Below are 16,996 nucleotides of genomic sequence, written 5' to 3'. Positions count from 1 at the left end.
ATGCGGCCGACCGTTCTTGATCCCCTGTTCGCCTCCGTCGCTTCGCTTTCCGGCGTCGGGCCGAAGCTTGCCCAGTTGCTGGCGAGCCTGCTCGGCCGGGAGGACGTGGAGGATGCCCGCGTCGTCGATCTCCTGTTCCTCGCGCCTTTCCGGCTGATCGATCGCCGCAACCAGCCGGGGATCGCGCTTGCCCAGCAAGGGGCGACGGTCACGATCACCGGCCGCGTCGACCGACACCAGCCGCCGCCGCGCGGCAAGTCCAACCTGCCTTATCGCGTCTTCATCCACGACGAGACCGGCGAACTGGCGCTGACCTTCTTCCGCGTCAAGGGCAACTGGTTGGAGAAGGCGCTTCCCATCGACGAGGAGGTCATCGTCTCCGGCAAGGTCGACTGGTTCAACGGCCGCGCGTCGATGGTTCATCCGGATCTGATGGTGAGGGCGAGCGAGGCTGAGAACCTGCCGCTGGTCGAGCCGGTCTATCCCCTGACGGCGGGGCTGTCCTCCAAGGTGCTGCGCAAGGCGGTCGAACATGCCGTCGAGCGTGTGCCGGAGCTGCCCGAATGGGCCGATCCCGCGCTTGCCACGCGCCAGGGATTCCCGAGCATCCGTCAGAGTTTCCTCGACCTCCACCATCCCCGCGACGAAAAGGACATCGATCCGCAGGCGCCGGCCCGTCGGCGCCTCGCCTATGACGAATTTCTGGCCGGACAGGTGTCGCTGGCGCTCGTCCGGCAGAAGCTGCGCAAGGTACCAGGGACCCCGGTCCGGGCCACGGGAGAGGTTTCGGAAAAAATCCTTGCCGCCCTTCCCTTCTCGCCGACCGCGAGCCAGTCGCAGGCGATTGCCGACATCCTCAACGACATGGGCTCCGATACCCGCATGCTGCGCCTGCTCCAGGGCGACGTCGGCGCCGGCAAGACGCTCGTCGCTTTGCTCGCTATGGCCGCCGTGGTGGAAAGCGGCGGCCAGGCCGTGCTGATGGCGCCGACCGAGATCCTGGCCCGCCAGCATCATGCGACGATTTCGAAATTCGCCGCGTCCGCCGGCCTTCGCGTCGAAGTGCTGACCGGCCGCACCAAGGGCAAGGAGCGCGACGCGATCACCGAGCGGATCGCTTCGGGCGAAGCGCAGATCGTGATCGGCACCCATGCCCTGTTTCAGGATACGGTCAACTACCGCAACCTGATGCTGGCCGTCGTCGACGAACAGCATCGCTTCGGCGTACACCAGCGCCTGAGGCTGACCGCCAAGGGGATTTCGCCGCACATGCTGGTGATGACGGCTACCCCGATTCCGCGAACGCTGGTGCTCGCCGCCTTCGGCGACATGGACGTCTCGAAGCTCACCGAGAAACCGGCCGGACGAAAACCGATCCAGACGGTGACGGTTCCGAGCGAACGGACCGGCGAAATCGTCGACCGTCTGCGCTCGGCTGTCGCCGAGGGCAAGAAGGCCTACTGGATCTGCCCGCTGGTCGAGGAATCCGACGTGTCGGACCTGATGTCGGCCGAAGAACGCTTTGCGGTCCTGGAAAAGGCGATCGGCGCGCCGATCGGGCTGGTGCATGGTCGCATGAGCGGCCCGGAGAAGGATGCCGCTATGCTCGCCTTCAAGAGTGGCGAAACGCGCCTGCTGGTGGCCACCACCGTGGTCGAGGTCGGTGTCGACGTTCCCGACGCGACGATCATGGTGATCGAGCATGCCGAGCGCTTCGGCCTGGCCCAGTTGCACCAGTTGCGCGGCCGTGTCGGCCGTGGTGACGAGGCGTCGAGCTGCATCCTGCTCTACAAGGGGCCGCTCGGCGAAACCGGAAAGGCACGTCTCTCGATCCTTCGTGACAGCGAGGACGGCTTCCTGATCGCCGAAGAGGATCTGAAATTGCGCGGTGAAGGCGAGCTGCTGGGAACCCGCCAGTCGGGCACACCGGGTTTCAGGATCGCCAGCCTCGAGGCCCATGCAGATCTCCTGGAGATCGCCCGGAAGGATGCCGGCTACCTTCTCGAACGTGATCCGGATCTGACGAGCGAACGCGGCGAGGCCGTGCGCACCCTGCTCTATTTGCACCGTCGCGACGAGGCGATCAGGTTTCTGCGGGCGGGTTGACGGCCTTTTCGGCCTCTTCGGTCGCCGCCGTCTTATACTCCGGCGTCACGAGACCCGCGGAAATCAGAAGCTTCACGCCCTCTTCCGGCGACATGTCGAGCAGCTTCAACTTGCTGCGCGGCACGAACATCAGGAAGCCCGCGGTCGGGACCGGCGTCGGCGCGAGGAAAACGGCGACCATTTCCTCGCCGTCTTCGCCGAGCCTCGCGGCGATCTCGCCCTTGGCATCGGTCGACACGAAGACCAGCGCCCAGGTGCCGGGGGACGGAAACTCGATCAGACCCACCTTCTTGAAGGAACTGGACTGTTCCTTGAGCACGGTTTCGAAGATCTGCTTGGTGCTCTTGTAGACCGTGCGCACCAGCGGCATGCGGTGCAGGATGGATTCGCTGTAGGAGACGATCGAGCGGCCAATGAGGTTCTTGCCGAGAAAACCGATCAGCGTGATGACCACGAGCGCGATCAGCAGCCCGAAACCCGGAATGGCGAACTGGAGATAGCTTTCCGGGTTGTAGCGGTTCGGGATATAGGGTTTCACCCAGCTATCGGCCCAGTGGATGAAGGTCCAGGTCAGCCAGATCGTGATGGCAATCGGCGCGCAGATGATCAGTCCGGTCAGGAAGTTGTTTCGAAGCCGCGTCGCAAGGGAAAGCCGGTCGGGGTTATCGTCGTTCATCGCTCGCCGTCTATGTTGCGTCGCCGTAAAAACCCGGATGGAAGGCGACAATGCCGGACGGGGCCTTGCCGTGCAAGGGCAGAACCAGGAAAAACTCCGGCGGCACATCAGCGACCGAAAGCGAAGGACCGGCCACAAAGCCGAAGCGATTGTAGTAGGCCGGATCGCCGACCAGGGCGAACCCGGCCGCGCCACCGGCAGTCAAGACGGAAAGGCCTTCTCGGATCAGCGACGAACCGATCCCGCCCCGCTGGCGCCCAGGCTTCACCGAGACAGGCCCGAGCCCGTACCAGCCCGTTTCGCCCCCCGAGAGCGTCAGCGGCGAAAAGGCGACGTGCCCGACGATCTCGTTTTCGTCCTCCGCGACCAGCGAAAGCGTCAGAACACCGGCCTGCCGGAGCCGCTCGATGATGCGCGGTTCCGACCCGTCGCTATAGGGATGGCCGGCAAAGGCGGCCGCGGTGATCGCGCCGATTGCGGCTTCGTCTCCGGGCGCTTCCGGCCGGATCCTCATTCCACGGTGACCGATTTCGCCAGATTGCGCGGCTGGTCGACGTCGGTGCCCATGAAGACTGCGGTGTGGTAGGCCAAGAGCTGGATCGGCAGCGAGAAGACCATCGGCGAAATGATCTCCGCGACGTTCGGAAGCACGATGGTCGCCATGGTCTCGAGCTTGGAGGCGGCAGCCCCCTTCTCGTCCGTGATAAAGATGATCCTGCCGCCGCGGGCCGCCACTTCCTGCATGTTCGACACGGTCTTGTCGAAGAAGCGGTCGTGGGGAGCTATCACGATGACCGGCATGTTCTCGTCGATCAGCGCGATTGGCCCGTGCTTCAGTTCTCCGGCGGCGTAACCTTCGGCATGGATATAGGAGATTTCCTTGAGCTTCAGTGCGCCTTCCATGGCGAGCGGATAGCTGGTGCCGCGGCCGAGGTAGAGCACGTCCTTGAACTTCGAGAGATCGCGCGCCAGCGCTTCCATCTGCGGCTGGATCGCATTGAGCACCTGGCTCATGATGCGCGGCATCTCGGCGAGGTTCTTCACCAGCTGCTTTTCTTCTTCCGCCGAGATCGTGCCGCGCGCCTTGCCGGCAGCGATCGACAGCGATGCGAGGACGGCGAGCTGGCAGGTGAACGCCTTGGTCGATGCGACGCCGATCTCCGGACCGGCAAGGATCGGGAAGACGGCATCCGCCTCGCGGGCGATGGTCGATTCCTTGACGTTGACGATCGCGCCGATTTTCAGGCCCGCCTCATGGCAGTAGCGCAGCGAGGCGAGCGTGTCCGCGGTCTCCCCGGACTGCGAGATGAAAAGAGCGGCCTGATCCTTGGAGAGCGGCATTTCCCGGTAGCGGAACTCTGACGCCACGTCGATCTCGACCGGCAGCCGCGCATAGCGCTCGAACCAGTACTTGCCGACGAGGCCGGACAGATAGGCCGTACCGCAGGCGGAAACGGCCAGTCCGCGCAGGGATTTGAAATCGATGGCCGCGTCGACCGGCTTCACCTCATGGCTATGAAAATCGACGTAGTGCGACAGCGCATGGGAGATGACCTCCGGCTGCTCGTAGATTTCCTTTTCCATGAAATGGCGGTGGTTGCCCTTGTCGACGATGAAGGCCGTCGCCTGCGAGATCTGGTGGGGACGCTCCACGGGGTTGCCCGCATAGTCCATGATCTCGGCACCACCCTTGTGGATGATCGCGCAATCGCCGTCTACGAGATAGGCGATTTCGTTGGTGAAGGGAGCCAGCGCGATCGCATCCGAGCCGAGGAACATTTCGCCCTTGCCGAAGCCGACGGCGAGCGGCGGCCCGAAGCGGGCGGCCATGATCGTGTCCGGATCGTCGGCGAACATGACGACAAGCGCATAGGCTCCGGTCACGTCGTTGAGCATGGCAAGCATCGCTGCGCGGTTGTCGAGGCCTTGGCGGCGATACTTGGCGAGCAGCTGTGCGACGATCTCGGTGTCGGTCTGGGTGGTGAAGACCGCGCCTTCCGCCGTCAGTTCGTCGCGCAGTTCGGAAAAGTTCTCGATGATGCCGTTGTGAACGACTGCGACACCTTCCACGAAATGCGGATGGGCATTTGTTTCGTTCGGCACGCCGTGGGTCGCCCAGCGGGTGTGGGCGATGCCGATGGTGCCGGACAGCGGTTCGGAATCGAGCTTCTTCTCGAGATTGAACAGCTTGCCCTCGGCACGCCGGCGATCCATCACGCCGTCGTGGATCGTCGCGACGCCGGCGGAATCATAGCCCCGATACTCGAGCCGCTTCAGGGCGTCGACCAGACGGCCAGACACCGGTTGATTACCGACAATACCGACAATACCGCACATAGAATTCTCCGTCTGGCTTTGGTCTTCGGCGCCAGTCCTAATGGTTTTCGTGAGTTACGCAATCCGGACCGCGGTCACATTCGGTTTCTGAACGTTACGCAGTTGCAGCAAGTTTCACTTTGCGCTGCGGGACGCCTTGATTGCCTGGTTGCGGGCGCGAACATCCCTCGCCCGTCCGGCCTTGACCTCCTGGCGTGCCCGGCCGAAGGCGAGCGCGTCGTCCGGCACGTCGGCGGTGATCACGCTGCCGGAGGCGACGATTGCACCGTCGCCGACTGCAACCGGCGCGACGAGGGAGGTGTTGGAGCCGATGAAGGCCCCCTCGCCGATCCGCGTCTCGTGCTTGTTCACCCCGTCGTAATTGCAGGTGATCGTGCCCGCGCCGATATTGGCATGGGCGCCGATGAAGGCGTCGCCGATATAGGTCAGGTGGTTGACCTTGGCGCCCTCGCCGATCTCCGCTTTCTTCACTTCACAGAAGTTGCCGACCTTAGCACCTGCCGCCAGGTTGGCGCCGGGGCGTAGCCGCGCGAACGGCCCGACGGTGGCACCCGCCGCGACATGGGCTCCTTCGAGGTGGGAGAAGGCATGAATGACCGCACCGCCCTCGACGGTGACGCCCGGACCGAACACGACATTGGGTTCGATCAGGGCATCCTGGCCGATCACCGTGTCATGGCTGAGAAAGACGGTTTCCGGTGCAATCATCGACACGCCGGACACCATAAGTTCGTGGCGCCGCCGTTCCTGCCAGAGCCGCTCGATGAAGGCGAGTTCGGCGCGGTTGTTGCAGCCGGTCAGTTCTTCTTCCGGTGCGTCGACCGCCACCGTCCGCCCGCCGAGCGAACGGGCGATCTCGACGAGGTCGGTCAGATAGTGTTCGCCCTTGGCATTGGCATTACCGATGCGCGACAAGAGATCGAGCGCCTTGCGGCCGTCGATCGCCATCAGACCGCTGTTGCACCATGTCACCGCGCGTTCGGCGTCGGTCGCATCCTTTTCCTCGCGGATCGCGATAAGCTCACCGTCCTTGACCAGCAGGCGCCCATAGCCGGTCGGCTTGTCGGTGTGAAAGCCGATGACGACGATGTCGTTGCCCTCAGCGAGCGCTGCGCGGGCGGCGAGCAACGGACCGGACGTGATCAGCGGAACGTCACCATAGGCAACGAGGATGTCGTCGTAGCCACGGGCGATCGCCTCACGGGCCGCAAGCACGGCATGGCCGGTCCCGAGCCGCTCCGTCTGGACGAAGGGCGAAACGTTGAGGCCCTCGATACTGCCGGCCTCGGTCACGCGCTCCGCATCACGCCCGACGACCAGTGCGACGTCGGTGATGTCGGATGCCGCGAGCGACGACATGACATGCGCGATCATCGGGCGCCCGGCGACCGGGTGCAGGACCTTCGACATCGAGGACTTCATACGGGTGCTTTCGCCAGCGGCGAGGATGACGGCGAGACAGCTGCGGCTCATGGAGTCTCCGGAGATGAAATGGTGGTTCTTGAAATGTCGCTGTCTCTTATCAGCAAGATGATTGACGCCCAACAGCAAAAGACCGCACGGAACGGTGCTCCATTTCAAAAAACATTGCAGGCGGAATTATTGTGATAACAGGCATTTGCCCGTTCGCGCTCGTAAAGGCCGACGAGACGCCGCGTTCCTACTTGTGCTGGGTGGCAAAGTTGGAGCGCGCCCTTTCACGGCCGACCAGAATGACCTTTTCCATGGCGGCGCGTGCAGCCGGCTGATCGCGTTTCTCGATCGCCTCGACGATTGCCAGATGAGTGGTCTTGACGTCCCGCGCGCGGCCCATGTCGACGGGGGCCGAGGAGAGCTTGAACGCCCCGACCAGCGCCGCCTTGATCAGGCTGCCCAGGGTGCTCATGAAGGGGTTCCCAGACGCATCGGCGAGCGCCATGTGAAAGCGCAGGTCGGCCATGGCCAGGCTCTCGACCGTATGATCCGGATTGCCGAGGTCCTCCGCCAGATGGCGCAGCCGCGCGATTGCCTGGGGGGTGGCCTTTTCCGCCGCGAGTGCCGCAGCGGCCGGTTCAAAAGCCAGACGAACCTCGTAGAGGCTGAGCAGGAAGTCTTCGCTCACACCGCATTCGAAGTGCCAGCTGAGCACATCGCCGTCGAACATGTTCCAGAATTGCCGGCTGGTGACGCGGGTGCCAATCCGCGCCTTTGCCACCACCAGACCCTTGGCCGCCAGGGTCTTCATCGCCTCGCGCAACACCGTCCGCGACACCTGGAACCGCTGGGCAAGCTCGACGTCCCCCGGAAGAACGCTGCCGACCGGGAATTCGCCGCAGACGATCGCCATGCCGATCTCGTCGACGACCTGCCCGTGGCTCGTCCTGGAGCCGGTAATCGTCACTGGTCGGAGCAGTTCGTTGGGCAAGATCGGTTCCTCTTCAATGCGTTATCCTGCGCCCCGGCGAGACAGGGCGAGAATGCCCTTTTGCAACAGGATGAAGGCAAACAACAGTAGCCCGATGAGGATTTTCGTCCACCAACTGGAAAGGGTTCCGTCGAAGGTGATGTAGGTCTGGATCAATCCCTGGATGAGGATGCCGATGAAGGTGCCGGCGATGAACCCGGAACCACCGGTCAGGAGCGTGCCGCCGATCACCACCGCGGCGATGGCGTCGAGTTCGACGCCGACCGCCGAAAGCGGATAGCCGGCGGAGGTGTAGAGCGAGAACACGATGCCGGCGAGGCCTGCGAGAAGGCCGGACAAGGCATAGGTCTGAATGGTTGTGCGCCCGACCGGCACCCCCATCAGCCGCGCTGTCTGTGCGCCCCCGCCGAGCGCGTAGACATTCGCGCCGAAGCGGGTCCGATGGGCAATCAGGATGCCGATCAGGAAGACCGCGATCATGATCCCGCCGATCAGTGTAAGCCTACCGCCTCCTGGCAGCTTGTAGAAGGTCTTGCGCATCGCCGCGTAGAACGGGTGGTCGATCGGAATGCTGTCGATCGACAGGACAAAAGCCATGCCGCGGGCAAGGAACATTCCGGCCAAGGTCACGATAAAGGACGGCATTTCGAGATAGTGGATCACCGCGCCCATCAATGCGCCGAAGGCGGTCGTGATGACGAGCAGCAGAACGAAGGCCACCATCGGGTGGATGCCGGTGTTCTGGAGAAGCACGGCAAGAAAGACGCCGGCAAAGGCGATCACCGCCCCGATCGAGAGGTCGATGCCACCGGAAAGGATGACGAAGGTCATACCGACGGCGGCTATCCCGAGGAAGGCATTGTCGGTCAGGAGATTGCTGACAACCCGGGCCGACAGCATGGCCGGGAACTGCAGCGTGCAGATGGCATAGGCGACGACGAAGATCGCAACCGTCGCCAGAACCGGCAGGTAACGTGCGTTGAACCTCATGCCCTACTCTCCCGCACCGGCCGGCGCCCGACGCAGGAAACCGGCGATCTGCTGCACGGCGGGCGACTGGATGACGAGGATAATCACGATGATGGCTGCCTTGATGATCAGGTTGAATTCCGGCGGGAAACCAGAGAGCAGGATGCCGGTGTTGATCGACTGGATAATCAGCGCACCGAGCAGAGAGCCGGCGATGCTGAAGCGCCCTCCGAGCAGCGAATTGCCGCCGACGACCACCGCGAGGATGGCGTCGAGCTCGAGCCACAGGCCGGCATTGTTGGCGTCCGCCCCCTTGATGTCGGCTGCGACGATGAGCCCGGCGATGGTCGCCGAAAGGCTGCAGAGCAGGTAGACGACGAGCAGCAGGACCGACGTCCCGACACCCGAAAGCGTCGCCGCCCGGCGATTGACCCCGACCGCCTCGACGAGCAGTCCGAGCGCCGTGCCACGGACCAGGATCGCAACGAGAGCGGCGAAGGCGATGAAGATCAGTGCCGGCATCGGCAGAAGGAACAGCGATCCGCTGCCGATGAAGATGAAGCCGGGATCGGTGAAGGTGAGAATCGTCCCCTCGGTGATCAACTGCGCGATGCCGCGCCCTGCGACCATCAGGACCAGCGTGGCGATGATCGGCTGGATGCCCAGGATGGCGACGAGAACACCGTTCCACAGCCCGCAGGCAAGGCCGACGCCGAGAACGAGCGCGATCGTGAGGGGAAGCGAAAAACCGGCCGTGATGGCCGCCGCTCCCGCCGCTCCGGTGATCGCGATGACCGCTCCGACAGAGAGGTCGATGCCCTTTGTCGCAATCACCAGCGTCATGCCGACCGCCAGCAGCGCCACTGGGGCGCCGCGGTTCAACACGTCGATCAGGCTGCCATAGAGTCGGCCGTTCTGGATCTCGATGTCGAAGAAGCCGGGAAAGGCGAGCACATTAAGCAGGAGAATGACCGCGAGCGCGATCAGTTGCGGCGTAAGCCGGAGGAAAAGGGATCTGATCTTCTGCATCATGCCGGCTGTCCTTCGCCGCCCTGGCTGGCGATTGCCTCGACGATATGCGCGGTGGTCATGTCCGCGCCGCTCAGTTCGGCCACGTGCCGCCGGTCGCGCAGGACCACGACCCTGGAGCTATAGGCCAGCAGTTCTTCCAATTCGGACGATATGATGAGGAGCGAGAGCCCCTGGGCGCAAAGCTGTTCGATCAGGCGGATGATCTCGGCATGGGCACCGACATCGATTCCGCGCGTCGGTTCGTCGAGGATCAGGAATTGCGGATTGGTGGCGAGCCAGCGGGCGAGGATCACCTTCTGCTGGTTCCCGCCGGAAAGCAGGCGTATCGGCTTTTCACGATCTGTCGTTCGGATGTCGAGCGCGGCGATGTAGCGGTCCGCGAGCTCTGCCTGTTCCCGCGCCGATATCGGCCGGAGCCAGCCGCGCCGCGCCTGCAGCGCCAACGCGATGTTCTCCCGGATCGACAGATCGCCCACGATGCCATCGGTCTTCCGATCCTCGGGGCAAAATCCGAAACCCAGCCGGATCGCGTCGCGCGGACTGCCGATCTTGACGGCCTTCCCGTCGACTTCAGCCGAACCGCTGTCGGACGGGTGCACCCCGAACAGCGTCTCGGCGGTCTCCGTGCGGCCGGAACCGAGCAGCCCCGCCATGCCGACCACCTCACCGGCCCGTACGGTCAGATCGAAGGGCTGTACGCGGCCTCGCCTGCCGAATGCGTCGAAACGGTAGCGAACCGCACCTTCGGACCGGTCTTTGCCGCTGTGGTTCTTCTCAACGGCCTCAAGCTCACGCCCAAGCATCATCGAAATCAGGGTCTTGCGATCGAGCGACGCGGTATCGCGAGTACCGACGAGGCAACCGTTGCGCAGAACGGTGACGCGGTCGGCCACTTCGTAGACCTGGCCGAGAAAATGCGTGATGAAGACGATCCCGAGCCCTTTGGCCTTCAGGTCTCGCATGATGCCGAAGAGCATGGCCACTTCCTGCGCGTCGAGGCTCGCGGTCGGTTCGTCGAGGATCAGAACCTTGCCGGACAAATCGACCGCGCGGGCGATCGCCACCACCTGCTGGATCGCAACGGAAAAGCCGGCGAGTTCCTGGCGGACATCGATGTCGATGCCATAACCGAGCAGCAGATCCCGGGCGTCCGCATTCATGCGCCGCGTGTCGATCATGCCGAGCCGGCGCGGCTGGCGGCCGAGATAGAGGTTTTCGGCCACGGTCAGGTTCCCGAGCAGGTTCACCTCCTGGTAGACCGTGCCAATCCCGAGCGTTTGTGCGGCACCCGTGTCCTTAGGATCGATCTCCCGTCCGTCCAGAAGGATCCTGCCGCCGTCCCGGCGATAGGCGCCCGTCAGACACTTCACGAGGGTCGATTTTCCGGCACCGTTTTCGCCGAGCAAGGCCAGGATCTCACCGCGCCTCAGATCGAAATCCACGTGGTCGAGTGCCGTCGCGCCTGGGAAATACTTGCAGATCCCCGAGGCGGCCAGAATGGAATTGGATTGCTCCGTCATGCGCGCTCCCGCCTTCATCGCAATGCTTCTGCCGGGACCGCAGGCGCGGCTCCGGCAGGTCTCTGCAGCCCGGCCGCCCGACCGCCGAGGCGGTCAGTACAGCCGGGTCGAGGTGGCGCAAATCAGTAGCCGAGGCCCTTCTTCTCCTCGTAGACCTTCTGAGGATCGTCGGCCTGGGTATAGAGCTTCGATTCAGTCTGGATCCACTTCGGCGGCATGGTGCCGTCCTTCTTGAAGGCCTCCAGCGCATCGAACGCCGGGCCTGCCATGTTCGGGGTCAGTTCGACCGTTGCGTTCGCCTCGCCCGCCGCCATGGCGAGGAAGATGTCCGGAACCGCGTCGATCGAGACGACCAGGATGTCGGTGCCCGGCTTCAGGCCGGCTTCCTTGATTGCCTGGATGGCGCCGACGGCCATGTCGTCATTGTGGGCGTAGAGCGCGCAGATGTTCTTGCCGCCGTCCTCGGCCTTGAGGAAGCTTTCCATGACTTCCTTGCCCTTCGTACGGGTGAAGTCGCCGGTCTGGCTGCGGACGATCTTGAGGTTCGCCTTGCCGGCAATGCCTTCCTCAAACCCCTTCTTGCGGTCGATGGCCGGCGAGGAGCCGGTCGTGCCCTGGAGTTCGACGATGTTGCAGGGCTTGTCGCCCACGGTCTTGGCGAGCCATTCGCCGGCGACCTTGCCTTCATGCACGAGATCCGAGGTGACCGCCGTCATGTAGAGTTCCTTGTCGGAATCGACAGTCCGGTCGAGCAGGATCACGGGGATCTCTGCGTCCTTGGCTTCTTCGAGAACTTCATCCCAGCCGGTAGCGACCACCGGGGCAACCAGGATCGCATCGACGCCCTGCGCGATGAACGAACGCAGTGCCTTGATCTGGTTTTCCTGCTTCTGCTGGGCATCGGCGAACTTGAGATCGATGCCGCGCTTTTCGGCCTGCTGCTTGGTCAGCGTGGTTTCAGCGGCGCGCCACCCGGATTCTGAACCGATCTGCGAAAAACCGACGACGAGGCCCTCTGCATGGGCCGTAGCAAACATGCAGCCAGCAAGAATCGTGGCGCTGGCAAGCGCTTTAAAAGACTTCATGATTTCCTCCCTTGGCGTCACCTCCCGTGACAAAGATCATTAATCATACTATATGACTTTTGTAAACGCGGCTGCCGCGAGTTTCCGCGAAACAAACGGCAAAAAGAAAGGGCGCCCGAGGCGCCCTTTGCAGAATTTGAAGCTCCAGCTCTGATGGAGTTATTGCGGCAGCTTGTCGTCGACGCCGGCGACGTAGAAGTTCATGCCGAGCAGCGTGCCGTCGTCGGCCTTTTCGCCGTCCTTCAGCCAGTCCGAACCGTCCTGCTTCTTGATCGGGCCGGTGAACGGATGCAGTTCGCCCGACTTGATCTTGGCTTCGGTGTCCTGCGCAAGCGCCTTCACGTCATCCGGCATGTTGGTATAGGGCGCCATGGTCAGGATGCCGTCCTTCAGGCCGTCCCAGATCTGCTCGGACTTCCAGGTGCCGTCGAGAAGCGCCTGGGTGCGCTTGATGTAATATGCGCCCCAGGTGTCGGTGATGGCGGTCAGCTGGGTTTCGGGGCCGGCCTTGATCATGTCGGAAGCCTGGCCGAAGGCCTTGATACCGCGCTCCTGTGCAACCTGCATCGGTGCCGTGGTGTCGGTGTGCTGGGTCAGGATATCGACGCCCTGGTCGATCAGCGCCTTGGCGGCGTCGGCTTCCTTGCCCGGGTCGAACCAGGTGTTGGCCCAGACGACCTTGACCTTAAAGTCCGGGTTGACGGACTGCGCGCCGTGCATGAAGGCGTTGATGCCCATGACGACTTCCGGGATCGGGAACGAGGCGATGTAGCCCGCGACGCCCTTCTGGGACATCTTGGCGGCGATCACGCCCTGGATGTAACGGCCTTCATAGAAACGCGAATTGTAGGTCGCGACGTTGTCGGCAGCCTTGAAGCCGGTTGCGTGTTCGAACTTCACGTCCGGGAACTTGGCGGCGACCTTCACGGTGGCGTCCATGAAGCCGAACGAAGTGGTGAAGATCAGCTTGCAGTCGGAACGGGCCAGACGCTCGATGGCGCGTTCGGCATCCGGACCTTCCGGAACGCTTTCGAGATACGGGGTTTCGATCTTGTCGCCGAAATGCGCCTGCAACTGCTGGCGGCCGATGTCGTGAGCCTGGGTCCAGCCGCCGTCGGTCGTGGTGCCGACGTAGACGAAGCAGACCTTCGTCTTGTCTTCGGCCTGCGCCGAGGCCGCGAAGCTGCCGAGGGCAGCGGCGCTTGCAGCAAGTGCAATGAGCATTTTCTTCATGGGAAACCCCTGTCTGGTTGTTGAACTGATTTTTGACTTCACCGGTCAGGCACGAACGGCTTGCCGAGCGAGGCCGGAGTATTGATGAGCGTCGTGCGGCGATTATGGGAAATAATCACGAGAACGACAATGGTTGCCGCATATGGCAAAGCCGAAAGGAATTGCGACGGCAGTCCGATACCGAAGGCCTGCGCATGCAGCTGGCCGATCGTCACCGCGCCGAACAGGTAGCCGCCCGCCAGCACCCGCCACGGCCGCCAGGAGGCGAAGACGACGAGCGCAAGCGCGATCCAGCCGCGGCCGGCCGACATGTTCTCCACCCATTGCGGCGTATAGACGAGCGAAAGCTGCGCACCCGCAAGCCCTGCGCAGGCGCCGCCGAACAGCACTGCGAGGTAACGCGTCCGCACCACATGGATGCCGAGCGTGTGGGCCGAGCCGTGATTGTCGCCGATCGCCCGCAGCTTCAGGCCGGACCGGGTGCGAAACAGGTACCAGTTCACGCCGACGACCAGCAGGATCGACAGGTAGAAGACGAGGTCCTGGTGGAACAAGAGCTTGCCGATGACCGGGATGTCGGAGAGCAGCGGAACCGCGATCGGCTGGAGCTTGACGCCGGGAACGCCCACGAAGCTTTCGCCCATCATGCCGGAGACGCCGAGCCCGAGGAGCGTCAGCGCAAGACCGGTTGCCACCTGGTTGGCGACCAGGGTCAGCGTCAGGAAGGCAAAGAGCAGGGAGAAGGCCGCACCTGCCAGGATGCCGGCCAGAACGCCGATGAACGGCGATCCGGTGATCTGCGACGTGGCGAAGGCACAGACGGCCCCGATGATCATCATGCCCTCGACGCCGAGGTTCAGCACGCCGGAACGCTCGGTGACGAGCTCCCCCATCGCAGCGATGACCAGCGGCGTAGACGCCGTGATGATGGTGAGAAGGATCGCCTCGATGATCATCGCCCGGCTCCCCCGAAAAGAACGCGCCCCTTCCCGACCAGCACCCTCACCTTGTAGTGGATGAGCGTGTCGCAGGAGAGAACGAAAAACAGCAGCAGACCCTGGAAGACCCGCGTCACCTTGTCGGAGACCCCGATCGACAACTGTGCGCCTTCACCACCGAGATAGGTCAGCGCCAGCACCAGGCCGGAACCGATGATCCCGAGCGGGTTGAGGCGGCCGAGGAAGGCGACGATGATCGCGGTGAAACCGTAGCCGGGCGAGATCGACGGCTGCAGGTGGCCGATGGAGCCGGAGACTTCGGAAATGCCGGCGAGACCGGCAAGCGCTCCCGAAAACAGCATCGAGAACCACACCATTCCGCGCGACGAAAAGCCGGCGAAGCGCCCTGCCCGTTCCGACTGGCCGAGCACGACAACCTGGAATCCCTTGAGCGTGTAGCGCATCATGAACCAGACGCCAACGGCGGCGAGGATGGCGAAGGCAAAACCCCAGTGCGCCCGGCCCGATGACAGCATTTCCGGCAGAACGCCTTCGGTCACGAAGGATCGGCTCTGCGGAAAGTTGTAGCCCGCCGGGTCGCGCCACGCCCCACGCACCAGCCAGTCGAGGAAAAGCTGGGCGATATAGACGAGCATGAGGCTCGTCAGGATCTCATTGGTGTTGAAGCGCGTCTTCAAGAGCGCCGGGATCGCCGCATAGAGCGCGCCGCCCAGCATGCCCATGACGAGCATCAGCGGCAGGAGCAGCGGCGAATGCCATTCGTAGAACACGACCGGCAGGATCGAGCCGGTGATTGCTCCGACGGTGAACTGCCCTTCGGCGCCGATGTTCCAGTTGTTCGACCGATAGGCGACCGAAAGACCGACGCCGATCAGGATGAGCGGAGCCGCCTTGATTGCCAGTTCGTGCAGCGACCAGACCTCGAGCAGCGGCTCGATGAAGAAGCTGAAGAGGGCCTCGACCGGATCCTTGCCCAGCAACGCGAACATGATGCCGCCGAAGATCACCGTCAGCGCCAGGGCGAGCAGTGGAGATACGACCGCGAAAAGGCCCGACATACGCGGGCGGCGTTCGAGTTCAATGCGCATCGGCAGTCTCCAGGCCATGCATGCCGCCCATCAGCAGCCCGATCTTTTCCCGTGTCATCGTGGCCGCCGGATAGCTCGGCGACAGGCGCCCTTCCGAGATCGCCGCGATGCTGGTCGCAACCTCGAAGATCTCGTCGAGATCCTGGCTGATGACCACCACCGCCGATCCCGCCCGTGCGAGGTTCACCAGCGCCTGCCGGATGCGGCTTGCGGCGCCTGCGTCCACGCCCCAGGTCGGCTGGTTGACGACGAGCACCGTCGGCTGCCGGTCGAGCTCGCGACCGACGATGAATTTCTGAAGATTGCCGCCGGACAGCGAGCCCGCGGCAGGATCGAGACCGCTCTTGCGCACGTCCATCGCCTCGCAGATCCGCTGGGTCGCGGACCGCACGGTGTCGTGCCGGATGAGCTTCAGCCAGCCACCCGCCAGGAAGGCCCGCTTGTCGGACTGGTTCCGCGCGAGCAGCAGGTTTTCCGAGAGCGGCAATGTGGCGACCGCGCCATGTCCGTTGCGCTCCTCGGGTACGAAACCGGCACCGAGCAGCCGACGGGCGTTGATCCCGAGCGAGCCGACCGCCTTGCCACGGATCTGCACCGCTTCATTGTCGTCGGCCGGATACTCACCCGAGAGCGCATCGAAGAGCTCTCCCTGCCCGTTGCCGGCGACACCGGCGATTGCCAGCACCTCCCCGGCTCGCACGGTAAGTGAAAGGTCCTTGAGCGCTATGGCGAAGGGCGTGCGTGCCTTGAGGTCAAGCTTGCTAACCCGGAGCTGGATGTCGCCGAGGCCGGTATCATCGTCACGCATGACGGATGCGACGTCCGAGCCGACCATCATGCGGGCGAGCGATGCCGGCGTCTCGCTACGCGGATCGCAAGCGCCGGTGACCTTGCCGTGACGGAGCACTGTGGCACGGTCGCAGATCCGCTGCACTTCCTCCAGCCTGTGGCTGATATAGAGAACCGAGCGCCCCTCGGCCTTCAATTTGAACAGCGTCTCGAACAGGCGGTCGGCCTCCTGCGGTGTGAGCACCGAGGTCGGCTCGTCGAGGATGATCAGTTTCGGGTTCTGCAACAGTGCCCGCACGATCTCGATGCGCTGGCGCTCGCCGACCGAGAGGTCCGCCACGTGCGCCGCCGGATCGAGCGGCAGGCCATAGGCTTTCGAAAGCTCCGCCGCCTTGGTGGCGATCTCGTCAATGGAGATGTCCTCATCGAGCGCGAGCGCGATGTTCTCCGCGACCGTCAGCGCCTCGAACAGGGAAAAGTGCTGGAACACCATGCCGATTCCGAGGCGGCGGGCGGCGGCCGGCGATACGATGTCGCGGACACTGCCTTCCCAGCCGATCTCGCCGGAGGACGGTGCAAGAATCCCGAACAGCATCTTGACCAGGGTAGACTTGCCAGCACCATTCTCGCCGAGTAGCGCGTGGATCTCGCCGTGGCCGATCTCCAGATCGATCCCGTCGCAGGCGGCAAAGCTGCCGAACAGCTTGGTCAGGCCACGCACGGACAGGAGTGGCTTGTCACTCTCTGGTGTCACGTTCGGCACGGGTCCCCCTTTGCATCGCCGTCAAGGCGGCCGGG

At 63.7% G+C, this 16,996-nt stretch carries 14 protein-coding genes; 1 reads left to right on the top strand and 13 read right to left on the bottom strand.

All coding sequences use genetic code 11. The annotated features are described in order from the left end of the window. Positions 1-2,106 (top strand): ATP-dependent DNA helicase RecG, encoded by a 2,106-nt coding sequence (gene recG, locus HHL25_RS05175; protein ID WP_169587919.1) that lies wholly within the window; start codon positions 1-3, stop codon positions 2,104-2,106. Here recG and HHL25_RS05170 read toward each other — a convergent pair. The 13 genes from HHL25_RS05170 to HHL25_RS05110 all read right to left on the bottom strand — a co-directional run bounded on the left by HHL25_RS05170 (position 2,084) and on the right by HHL25_RS05110 (position 16,961). Continuing rightward, the gene (locus HHL25_RS05170) at positions 2,084-2,782 is read right to left on the bottom strand and encodes a DUF502 domain-containing protein (protein ID WP_169587917.1); all 699 of its coding nucleotides are present in this window, start codon (positions 2,780-2,782) and stop codon (positions 2,084-2,086) included. The two genes, recG and HHL25_RS05170, sit on opposite strands and share 23 nt — an antisense overlap. Before the next feature lie 10 nt (positions 2,783-2,792). Continuing rightward, positions 2,793-3,296, bottom strand: a complete 504-nt coding sequence (locus tag HHL25_RS05165; protein ID WP_169587915.1) for a GNAT family N-acetyltransferase — start codon at positions 3,294-3,296, stop codon at positions 2,793-2,795. Then, on the bottom strand, positions 3,293-5,119 hold the full coding sequence (gene glmS / locus HHL25_RS05160) for a glutamine--fructose-6-phosphate transaminase (isomerizing) (RefSeq protein ID WP_169587913.1): 1,827 nt from the start codon (positions 5,117-5,119) through the stop codon (positions 3,293-3,295). Before glmS ends, HHL25_RS05165 begins: the two co-directional genes overlap by 4 nt. Positions 5,120-5,233: 114 nt before the next feature. Then, the gene (gene glmU / locus HHL25_RS05155) at positions 5,234-6,592 is read right to left on the bottom strand and encodes a bifunctional UDP-N-acetylglucosamine diphosphorylase/glucosamine-1-phosphate N-acetyltransferase GlmU (RefSeq protein ID WP_169587911.1); all 1,359 of its coding nucleotides are present in this window, start codon (positions 6,590-6,592) and stop codon (positions 5,234-5,236) included. Between the two features lie 187 nt (positions 6,593-6,779). After that, positions 6,780-7,523 (bottom strand): FadR/GntR family transcriptional regulator, encoded by a 744-nt coding sequence (locus tag HHL25_RS05150; RefSeq protein WP_246701689.1) that lies wholly within the window; start codon positions 7,521-7,523, stop codon positions 6,780-6,782. Positions 7,524-7,544: 21 nt separating this feature from the next. Continuing rightward, the gene (gene yjfF / locus HHL25_RS05145; protein WP_169587909.1) at positions 7,545-8,513 is read right to left on the bottom strand and encodes a galactofuranose ABC transporter, permease protein YjfF; all 969 of its coding nucleotides are present in this window, start codon (positions 8,511-8,513) and stop codon (positions 7,545-7,547) included. Between the two features lie 3 nt (positions 8,514-8,516). After that, entirely contained in the window at positions 8,517-9,524 is a 1,008-nt protein-coding gene (locus HHL25_RS05140; RefSeq protein WP_169587907.1) for an ABC transporter permease, read from the bottom strand. Then, entirely contained in the window at positions 9,521-11,044 is a 1,524-nt protein-coding gene (ytfR, locus tag HHL25_RS05135) for a galactofuranose ABC transporter, ATP-binding protein YtfR (RefSeq protein ID WP_169587905.1), read from the bottom strand. The genes HHL25_RS05140 and ytfR overlap by 4 nt, the downstream gene beginning before the upstream one ends. Positions 11,045-11,166: 122 nt before the next feature. After that, positions 11,167-12,129, bottom strand: coding sequence for a galactofuranose ABC transporter, galactofuranose-binding protein YtfQ (ytfQ, locus tag HHL25_RS05130; protein WP_169587903.1), 963 nt, complete (start codon positions 12,127-12,129; stop codon positions 11,167-11,169). Positions 12,130-12,288: 159 nt separating this feature from the next. Further along, positions 12,289-13,362 carry a BMP family ABC transporter substrate-binding protein gene (locus HHL25_RS05125; protein WP_169587901.1) on the bottom strand — a complete coding sequence of 358 codons (1,074 nt, stop codon included), beginning with the start codon at positions 13,360-13,362 and terminating at the stop codon, positions 12,289-12,291. Between the two features lie 38 nt (positions 13,363-13,400). Then, on the bottom strand, positions 13,401-14,318 hold the full coding sequence (locus HHL25_RS05120; protein WP_169587899.1) for an ABC transporter permease: 918 nt from the start codon (positions 14,316-14,318) through the stop codon (positions 13,401-13,403). Further along, the gene (locus HHL25_RS05115; RefSeq protein ID WP_169587897.1) at positions 14,315-15,409 is read right to left on the bottom strand and encodes an ABC transporter permease; all 1,095 of its coding nucleotides are present in this window, start codon (positions 15,407-15,409) and stop codon (positions 14,315-14,317) included. Before HHL25_RS05115 ends, HHL25_RS05120 begins: the two co-directional genes overlap by 4 nt. Beyond that, on the bottom strand, positions 15,399-16,961 hold the full coding sequence (locus HHL25_RS05110; protein WP_169587895.1) for an ABC transporter ATP-binding protein: 1,563 nt from the start codon (positions 16,959-16,961) through the stop codon (positions 15,399-15,401). Before HHL25_RS05110 ends, HHL25_RS05115 begins: the two co-directional genes overlap by 11 nt. Positions 16,962-16,996 lie beyond the last annotated feature (35 nt).

It is taken from the genome of Rhizobium terricola (genome assembly GCF_012927355.1).
GTDB lineage: Bacteria > Pseudomonadota > Alphaproteobacteria > Rhizobiales > Rhizobiaceae > Allorhizobium > Allorhizobium terricola.
This window is presented reverse-complemented; position numbering and strand designations above follow the sequence as displayed.

What these genes read in the sequence shown, in the direction of transcription:
- recG (WP_169587919.1), top strand. Translation starts at nt 1, where the DNA reads ATGCGGCCGACCGTTCTTGATCCCCTGTTCGCCTCCGTCGCTTCGCTT.
- HHL25_RS05170 (WP_169587917.1), bottom strand. Translation starts at nt 2,782, where the DNA reads ATGAACGACGATAACCCCGACCGGCTTTCCCTTGCGACGCGGCTTCGA.
- HHL25_RS05165 (WP_169587915.1), bottom strand. Translation starts at nt 3,296, where the DNA reads ATGAGGATCCGGCCGGAAGCGCCCGGAGACGAAGCCGCAATCGGCGCG.
- glmS (WP_169587913.1), bottom strand. Translation starts at nt 5,119, where the DNA reads ATGTGCGGTATTGTCGGTATTGTCGGTAATCAACCGGTGTCTGGCCGT.
- glmU (WP_169587911.1), bottom strand. Translation starts at nt 6,592, where the DNA reads ATGAGCCGCAGCTGTCTCGCCGTCATCCTCGCCGCTGGCGAAAGCACC.
- yjfF (WP_169587909.1), bottom strand. Translation starts at nt 8,513, where the DNA reads ATGAGGTTCAACGCACGTTACCTGCCGGTTCTGGCGACGGTTGCGATC.
- HHL25_RS05140 (WP_169587907.1), bottom strand. Translation starts at nt 9,524, where the DNA reads ATGATGCAGAAGATCAGATCCCTTTTCCTCCGGCTTACGCCGCAACTG.
- ytfR (WP_169587905.1), bottom strand. Translation starts at nt 11,044, where the DNA reads ATGACGGAGCAATCCAATTCCATTCTGGCCGCCTCGGGGATCTGCAAG.
- ytfQ (WP_169587903.1), bottom strand. Translation starts at nt 12,129, where the DNA reads ATGAAGTCTTTTAAAGCGCTTGCCAGCGCCACGATTCTTGCTGGCTGC.
- HHL25_RS05125 (WP_169587901.1), bottom strand. Translation starts at nt 13,362, where the DNA reads ATGAAGAAAATGCTCATTGCACTTGCTGCAAGCGCCGCTGCCCTCGGC.
- HHL25_RS05120 (WP_169587899.1), bottom strand. Translation starts at nt 14,318, where the DNA reads ATGATCATCGAGGCGATCCTTCTCACCATCATCACGGCGTCTACGCCG.
- HHL25_RS05115 (WP_169587897.1), bottom strand. Translation starts at nt 15,409, where the DNA reads ATGCGCATTGAACTCGAACGCCGCCCGCGTATGTCGGGCCTTTTCGCG.